The organism is Streptomyces sp. NPDC104313 (genome assembly GCF_055583985.1).
The window spans coordinates 1-1,659 of record NZ_JBVJMW010000041.1 but is presented as its reverse complement, the minus strand read 5'-3'; the positions used below and the strand labels follow the sequence as shown (position 1 = coordinate 1,659).

Below are 1,659 nucleotides of genomic sequence, written 5' to 3'. Positions count from 1 at the left end.
AACCCACGCACCTTCACCTGGTCATCCACACGCCCCAGGAACTCCAGACTCCCCGACGCATTCCACCGCACCAGATCCCCGGTCCGATACATCCGTCCACCAGCAACACCAGAAAACGGATCAGCCACAAACCGCGACGCCGTCAACCCCGGACGGCCGAGGTAACCCCGCGCCACACCCGCACCCGCGATGTACAGCTCACCCGGCGCACCCACCGGAACCGGCTGCAACCCGCCATCCAGCACAAACACCCGCGCACCAGCAAGCGAACGACCAATCGGGAGGGAATGCTCTAGCGCACCAACACCGCTCACGTGATGGGCGGTGGCGAAGGTCGTCGTCTCCGTCGGACCGTACCCGTCGACTACGGTCAGCTGTGGGCAGGCCCCCAGCACCTGTCGCACGGCCTCGACCGCCACGACATCACCGCCGGTCCACACCTCCCGAACCCCGGCCAGGCACTCCGGTGCCTCCTCCGCGACCACCCGGAACAGCCCCGCGGTCAGCCACATACCCGTGACATCGTGCCTAGCCACCAACGCCGCGATCACCTCCGGGTCCAGCCGCTGACCCGCTGGCGCCACCACCACCGTGCGCCCGCCCAGCAGCGTCGCCCACAGCTCATACGTCACCGCGTCGAACGTCACTGGCGAATGCAACAGGACACGCTCGTGCCCACCACCGGCGAAGAGCGGCTCACCCGCAAACGCCGCCACATTGCCATGGGATGCGGCAACGCCCTTGGGGATGCCCGTCGAGCCCGAGGTGTAGATCACATACGCCTGATTCGAGTCGGCCAGCGGGTGTGTCCGGTCCGCATCTGTCACCGGCCCCGGATCCTGATCGTCCAGGGCTGCGTGCACGGTCGGGTCGTCCACAAGAACCCGCGGTATGTCCACTGTGGAGGGGAAGCAGTCCCCAGCCCCCCCAGCGGTAACGATCAAGGCCGGTTCGGCGTCCTGAAGCATGAACTGCACCCGGTCCGCAGGATACTCCGGATCGACCGGTAGATACGCACCGCCGGCCTTCAGCACGGCCAGCACAGCCACCACCATCTCCGTAGAACGCGGCAGCGCCAACGCCACCAGCCGCTCTGGCCCCACACCCTCAGCAATCAGCAGCCGGGCCAACCGGTTCGACGCCGCGTCCAACTCCCCATACGAGAGCTCCTCATCCCCACACACGACCGCAACCGCATCGGGAACCCGCTCCACCTGCCGCGCAAACAGCACCGGAACAGAAACTGCATCGTCATACGAACCGGCGTCCCCAGTGTCGTTGAACTCCACCAACACCCGCCGCCGTTCGCCCGGGTCGAGGATGTCGGCCTGGCTGATACGGGTCTCGGGATCCTGGGCGAGCACACCGAGGATGCGGGCCAGCCGCTGGGACAGACCCTCCGCGGTGGTCCGGTCGAACAGATCCGTGGCGTACTCCAACACCCCTGCCAACCCACCGGGAAGCACACCACCACCCACCTCCCCCACACTCAAAGACAGGTCGAACTTGGCGCCGGACAGGGTGATCGGCTGCCCTTGGACCTTCAGGTTGTGGAGGCTGATGTTGGTGGTGGAGTTGGTGTTTTGGAGGACGAGCATGGTTTGGAAGAGGGGGTGGCGGGCGAGGCTGCGGGGCGGGTTGAGGATCTCCACCAGGCGC

The 1,659-nt window shown here is 66.6% G+C and carries 1 protein-coding gene; it reads right to left on the bottom strand.

Going from position 1 to position 1,659, the window contains the following annotated elements:
• Positions 1-1,659: non-ribosomal peptide synthetase (locus ACZ60Q_RS35980; RefSeq protein WP_469641831.1), on the bottom strand; the 1,659-nt coding region annotated here is incomplete at both ends.